Source organism: Staphylococcus sp. 11-B-312, assembly GCF_016743055.1.
Lineage (GTDB): Bacteria > Bacillota > Bacilli > Staphylococcales > Staphylococcaceae > Staphylococcus > Staphylococcus ureilyticus.
This window is the reverse complement of sequence record NZ_CP068241.1, coordinates 2,714,871-2,721,471: the sequence shown is the minus strand read 5'-3', so window position 1 is coordinate 2,721,471 and position 6,601 is coordinate 2,714,871. Positions and strand designations below refer to the sequence as shown.

Sequence of the window (6,601 nt, the reverse complement as noted above, 5' to 3'; positions counted from 1 at the left end):
AATAGCAAACTCCAACTTTCTATATTTTAAAAGTTATACACAGAAATAACATGTGTGAATAAACATAATCACAAGCTGTTAATAATTATCCACAAGTTACACACATTCAGTGGATAACTCACAGTAAATTATAAGTTATACACAACCATTTAGGATATATTTTTATAAATTAATCCCTTATTTATCAATATTTACATAACTTATCCACACAATTATACTTTTTAACAAACACCTCTGTCAAATGGATGTGAATATGTTGTTAAATCGTCAATAAACCTGTGTATAGATGGAATATTATCCACAAAACAAGCGTGTATATCTGTGAATAAGTGGATAACTTACAAGAATGAATAGTCTATCAAAAAATAACCAATTTGTGGTTTTGGGAAATAATTTATAAAAGTGTATGAAATTTGTATAATTGAAAAATCGATAGATTTGAAGCGAAAAATATTTATATGCTAAAGTGGATCTACTATATTAATAGATGTATTTATCAATACAGTTTTAAAGTATCAAGTGCTGATTTGCATTATTAGCAAGATGAAAATATGCTTGAAATTGATGCTTGCTTTATAAAAAAGATTTTGTTATATTGTAGTAGTTGCTTGAATTATGACTAGAAATTAATAATATTAAATCAAGACTTGAAGCAAAAAGCTTATATTAATTTATCTATTATAATAATTAGATAACCGAATACAGATGGAGGTGTTTTTGCATGGTAAAACGTACTTATCAACCAAATAAACGTAAACATAGTAAAGTTCATGGTTTCAGAAAACGCATGAGCACAAAAAACGGTCGTAAAGTTTTAGCGCGTCGTCGTCGTAAAGGCCGTAAGGTATTATCAGCATAAGATCACTGACTCATCAGTGGTCTTTTTTTTGGTTTAAAATAACGTAAATTAATAGCAAAATTATTGTTATTATTAAAAATTCAATACATGTTATGGCTTGATATATAATAATGAATGTAATGAAAAGATAAGCGAGTGATGTTTCGTGGAGAAAGCATACCGAATTAAAAAGAACAGTGATTTTCAATTTATATACAAAAAAGGAAAATCAGTAGCAAATCGTCAATTTGTAGTCTATACGAAACCTAATAAAGAACTAGAACACTTTAGACTGGGTATTAGTGTTTCTAAAAAATTAGGTAATGCTGTTGTTAGAAATAAAATTAAGCGTGCTATTCGTGAAAGCTTCAAGGTGCATAAGCAAAATATATTACCAATGGAAATTATTGTCATAGCTAGGCAGCCAGCTAAAGATATGGATACACTTCAAATCCAAGCAAGTTTAGAACATGTTTTAAAAATCGCTAAAGTTTTTAATAAACGAATTAAATAGGGTAGGGGAGATTGAACATTTAAGACCCTCGTAAGTATTACCTCAGACAACCCTTAGACTAACTTATTAGATTTTTTAAACAAGATGTTAGCTTTTTAATCCAAAACTATTTACAATATTATAATGATAAATTTTAGAATAAAAGGAGGCGAGATGGATGATGGATTTAGATACGATAACGAGTATATCCACACCTATGGGTGAAGGTGCTATCGGTATTGTACGTTTGTCAGGTGTTGACGCAGTAAATATTGCAAACAAATTATATAGAGGGAAGGAATCATTAGAACATGTACCTTCTCATACAATAAATTATGGACATATTGTTGACCCTGAGACAAATGAAGTGGTAGAAGAAGTAATGGTGTCTGTCTTACGTGCACCGAAAACATTTACTAGAGAAGATATCGTTGAAATTAATTGTCATGGTGGTATTTTAACCATCAACAGGGTATTAGAGTTGACGATGACACACGGTGCTAGAATGGCAGATCCTGGTGAATATACAAAACGTGCGTTTTTAAATGGGCGTATTGATTTATCTCAAGCCGAAGCGGTGATGGATTTTATTCGTTCTAAAACCGATCGTGCATCTAAAGTTGCAATGAATCAAATTGAAGGTCGTTTAAGTGATATGATTAAGCGACAGCGACAATCCATTCTCGAAATCCTTGCACAAGTAGAAGTTAATATAGATTATCCAGAATATGATGATGTGGAAGATGCCACAACAGAAGTATTATTAGAAAAATCGAATCAAATTAAGTCAGAAATTAATAAGTTATTAGATACAGGTACACAAGGGAAGATAATGAGAGAAGGTTTGGCAACGGTCATAGTTGGTAAGCCTAATGTTGGTAAGTCATCCATGCTAAATAACCTGATCCAAGACAACAAGGCGATTGTAACAGAGGTACCTGGTACGACTCGAGATACTTTAGAAGAGTATGTAAACGTCCGCGGTGTACCTTTAAGGTTAGTAGATACTGCTGGCATACGTGAAACAGAAGATATCGTTGAGCGTATTGGTGTAGAGCGTTCACGCAAAGCTTTAGGTGAAGCGGATTTAATCTTGTTTGTGTTAAATTATAACGAACCTTTAACAGAAGAAGATCGCAAGCTATATGAAGTTATTAAAAACGAAGATGCCATTGTCATAATTAACAAGATGGATTTAGACAAACGATTAGATATTTCAGAAGTTAAAGAAATGGTTGGAGATATGCCAATCATTCAAACATCAATGCTAAAACAAGAAGGTATTGATCAGTTAGAGATACAAATTAGAGATTTGTTCTTTGCAGGAGATGTCCAAAATCAGGATATGACATATGTATCGAATTCAAGACATATTTCATTGTTAAAACAGGCGAGAAATTCAATTCAAGACGCTATAGATGCTGCAGAAGCGGGTGTGCCAATGGATATGGTTCAAATAGACTTAACGAGAACTTGGGAAATTTTAGGTGAAATTATCGGAGAATCCGCAAGTGAAGAATTGATAAATCAGTTATTTAGTCAATTCTGTCTAGGGAAATAAAAGGGAGGAAAAAAATATGGCTCAAGAATATGATGTAATAGTAATTGGAGCCGGACATGCTGGTATAGAAGCTGGACTTGCTTCAGCAAGACGTGGTGCCAAAACGTTAATGTTAACAATAAATTTAGATAATATTGCATTTATGCCATGTAACCCATCAGTTGGTGGACCGGCTAAAGGTATAGTAGTTCGTGAAATAGACGCATTAGGTGGCCAAATGGCAAAAACAATCGATAAAACACATATCCAAATGCGTATGTTAAATACTGGTAAAGGACCAGCAGTCAGAGCACTTCGCGCACAAGCAGATAAAGTACTTTATCAACAAGAAATGAAACAAGTCATTGAAGATGAAGAAAACCTTGATATTATGCAAGGCATGGTAGATGACTTAATCATTGAAGATGAAGTTATCAAAGGTGTACGTACGAACATTGGTACAGAATACTGGGCAGATGCAGTCATTATTACAACCGGTACATTTTTACGTGGCGAAATCATTTTAGGTAATATGAAATATTCAAGTGGTCCAAACCATCAATTACCATCTATTTCACTAGCTGATAATCTTAGAAATCTTGGATTTGAAGTAGTGAGATTCAAAACAGGTACACCACCACGTGTTAACGCCAAAACGATTGATTATTCTAAAACAGAAATACAACCAGGTGACGATGTTGGTAGAGCGTTTAGTTTTGAAACAACGGAATATATTTTAGATCAGCTACCTTGTTGGTTAACATATACGAATGGAGAAACACACCAAGTTATAGATGACAATCTACATTTATCTGCGATGTACTCCGGTATGATTAAAGGTACAGGACCTAGATATTGCCCATCAATTGAAGATAAATTTGTAAGATTCAATGATAAACCTAGACACCAACTTTTCTTAGAACCAGAAGGTAGAAATACTAATGAAGTATATGTACAAGGACTATCAACAAGCTTACCTGAACATGTTCAACGTCAGATGTTAGAAACAATCCCAGGCTTAGAAAAAGCGGATATGATGCGTGCAGGATATGCCATTGAATATGATGCGCTTGTACCAACACAATTGTGGCCAACACTAGAAACTAAAAAAATTAAAAATCTATATACTGCAGGACAAATCAACGGAACTTCTGGCTATGAAGAAGCGGCAGGACAAGGCATCATGGCTGGAATTAACGCAGCGTCAAGAGTATTAGGCGAAGAAGAAGTCATCTTAAGTCGTTCAGATGCTTATATTGGTGTCTTAATAGATGACCTTATAACAAAAGGTACAAATGAACCATACCGTTTATTAACATCTCGTGCAGAATATCGTTTATTATTAAGACATGACAATGCAGATTTACGATTAACAGATTTAGGTTATAAATTAGGTATGATTTCTGAAGAACGTTATGCACGTTTCAATGAAAAACGTCAAATGATAAAAGATGAGCAAGCACGCTTAAATGAAATTAGAATAAAACCTCACGAACGCGTACAAGAAATTATTGAAGCGCAAGGCGGTTCTCGTTTGAAAGATGGTATATTAGCTTTGGAATTATTGCGTAGACCTGAAATGACGTATAACTTAATTCTAGAAATTTTAGAAGAAGAAAACCAATTACCAAGTGATGTAGCAGAACAAGTTGAGATTCAGACAAAATATGAAGGCTATATCAATAAGTCGTTACAACAAGTTGAAAAAGTAAAACGTATGGAAGAAAAGAAAATTCCAGAAGACTTAGATTATAGTAAAGTCGATAGTTTAGCGACTGAAGCACGCGAGAAATTAGCGGAAGTTAAACCGTTAAATATTGCGCAAGCATCTCGGATTTCAGGTGTGAATCCAGCAGATATTTCGATCTTATTAGTGTTCCTAGAACAAGGTAAAATACAAAGGGTGGAAAGTTAAGATGAGTGTAAAATGGTTAACTGAGCAACTCAGCACACAAGGTATCGAACTTACAGAGAATCAACAACATCAATTTCAAACGTATTTTCAAATGCTCGTTGAATGGAATGAAAAAATGAATTTAACAAGCATTACTGAAGAACATGAGGTGTATTTGAAACATTTTTATGATTCGATTGCACTCAGTTTTTATACGGATTTGACACAAGCGCAAACAATTTGTGATATTGGTGCTGGTGCTGGTTTTCCAAGTATTCCATTAAAAATTATTTATCCTAATTTAAAAGTTACAATTGTAGATTCATTAAATAAACGCATCCATTTTTTAAATCAGTTAGCAGAAGCATTAGATTTAGAAAATGTGAGTTTTGTACATGATCGCGCAGAAATATACGGGAAGGGAGACTACAGGGCGTCTTATGATATTGTAACTGCACGTGCAGTTGCTAGACTTTCCGTATTAAGCGAATTGTGTTTACCGTTAGTTAAAAAGGGTGGACAATTCATTGCTTTAAAATCAGCTAAAGGCGAAGAAGAATTGGAAGAAGCGCGTTTTGGTATAGGAGTCCTCGGTGGTAAACTTCAGGATGTCATTTCATATGAATTACCAGAAGATGCTGGTGAAAGGCAAATAATCAAGATAGATAAGAGAAGCGAGACACCAAAGAAATATCCAAGAAAACCAGGAATGCCCAATAAGTCTCCATTACTTGAAAAAGAAAAGTGATTTAATACAACTAATTTAGAGGGAGCGCATAAAATATGAAGAAACCTTTTTCTAAATTATTTGGTTTGAAAAATAAAGATGACATTGTTGGTTATATTGAAGAGGATCATAATAGTGTTGAATCTATTCATACTGAACGTATTGTGCCAAATCGTTATCAACCAAGACAAGTATTTGAGCCAAATAAGATTAAAGAACTCGCAGAATCAATAGATGAGCATGGATTGTTACAACCGATTGTAGTGCGTCCTATAGAAGAGGATATGTTTGAAATTATTGCTGGAGAGCGTAGATTTAGAGCCTTACAATCGTTGAATAAGACATACGCAGATGTCATTATCAGAGATTTAGGCGATGAAGAAACTGCAGTGGTAGCTTTAATAGAAAATATTCAACGTGAAAATTTATCTGTTGTTGAAGAGGCAGAAGCTTATAAGAAACTTTTAGAACTAGGCGATACGACACAAAGTGAATTAGCTAAAAGTGTAGGTAAAAGTCAAAGTTTTATAGCAAATAAATTGAGATTACTAAAATTAGCGCCTAAAGTGATAGAACGTTTGCGTGAAGGCAAAGTTACAGAACGTCACGCACGTGCGATGCTAAGTTTATCAGATGAAGATCAAGAAACATTAGTGGAAACGATTATAAGCCAAAAGTTAAATGTGAAACAAACTGAAGCAAGAGTAAAACAAAAAGTTGGCCCTGAAAAAGTGAAAGCGCAAAGTTTTGCATTTGAAAAAGACTTAACAGATGCACGTGAAGCGGTAGGCAAAAGTTTAGAAGAACTTGAAAAAAGTGGCATCAAGTTTGAACATCAAGCGAAAGACCATGATGATTATTATGAAATCAAAATTAAACTTTATAAAAAATAACATTTGAGGTTAATTAAACATATGACCTCCGCAAAAAGTACAACTTCGTTTTAATTTAAATGAGGTTGTACTTTTTTTATTTATTATAAATATTTATGAATTAGTTATCATTTAAATACAAAGATTATTTTAAAAGTATTATTTATTTTATATTCCCTAAAAATTAAAAATAAATAAATAAAAAAACGTTTGTAGGATTGTAGAATAATAAAATAT

At 33.2% G+C, this 6,601-nt stretch carries 6 protein-coding genes; all 6 read left to right on the top strand.

Annotated features, from left to right (window positions below; all coding sequences use genetic code 11):
• Nucleotides 1-721 precede the first annotated feature (721 nt).
• The 6 genes from rpmH to JG554_RS13115 all read left to right on the top strand — a co-directional run bounded on the left by rpmH (nucleotide 722) and on the right by JG554_RS13115 (nucleotide 6,385).
• Complete coding sequence (gene rpmH, locus JG554_RS13140) at nucleotides 722-859, top strand: 50S ribosomal protein L34 (protein WP_000240855.1); 138 nt, start codon at nucleotides 722-724, stop codon at nucleotides 857-859.
• Nucleotides 860-1,004: 145 nt separating this feature from the next.
• Complete coding sequence (gene rnpA, locus JG554_RS13135; RefSeq protein ID WP_046207171.1) at nucleotides 1,005-1,352, top strand: ribonuclease P protein component; 348 nt, start codon at nucleotides 1,005-1,007, stop codon at nucleotides 1,350-1,352.
• A 160-nt stretch (nucleotides 1,353-1,512) separates the two neighbouring features.
• The gene (gene mnmE / locus JG554_RS13130) at nucleotides 1,513-2,892 is read left to right on the top strand and encodes a tRNA uridine-5-carboxymethylaminomethyl(34) synthesis GTPase MnmE (RefSeq protein ID WP_203265404.1); all 1,380 of its coding nucleotides are present in this window, start codon (nucleotides 1,513-1,515) and stop codon (nucleotides 2,890-2,892) included.
• A 16-nt stretch (nucleotides 2,893-2,908) separates the two neighbouring features.
• Nucleotides 2,909-4,786, top strand: a complete 1,878-nt coding sequence (mnmG, locus tag JG554_RS13125; protein ID WP_046207169.1) for a tRNA uridine-5-carboxymethylaminomethyl(34) synthesis enzyme MnmG — start codon at nucleotides 2,909-2,911, stop codon at nucleotides 4,784-4,786.
• A gap of 1 nt (nucleotide 4,787) precedes the next feature.
• A complete protein-coding gene (rsmG, locus tag JG554_RS13120) occupies nucleotides 4,788-5,513 on the top strand; it encodes a 16S rRNA (guanine(527)-N(7))-methyltransferase RsmG (RefSeq protein WP_046207168.1) in 726 nt (241 codons plus the stop codon).
• Nucleotides 5,514-5,548: 35 nt separating this feature from the next.
• Nucleotides 5,549-6,385 (top strand): ParB/RepB/Spo0J family partition protein, encoded by an 837-nt coding sequence (locus tag JG554_RS13115; protein ID WP_046207167.1) that lies wholly within the window; start codon nucleotides 5,549-5,551, stop codon nucleotides 6,383-6,385.
• The last annotated feature ends 216 nt before the right edge of the window (nucleotides 6,386-6,601 follow it).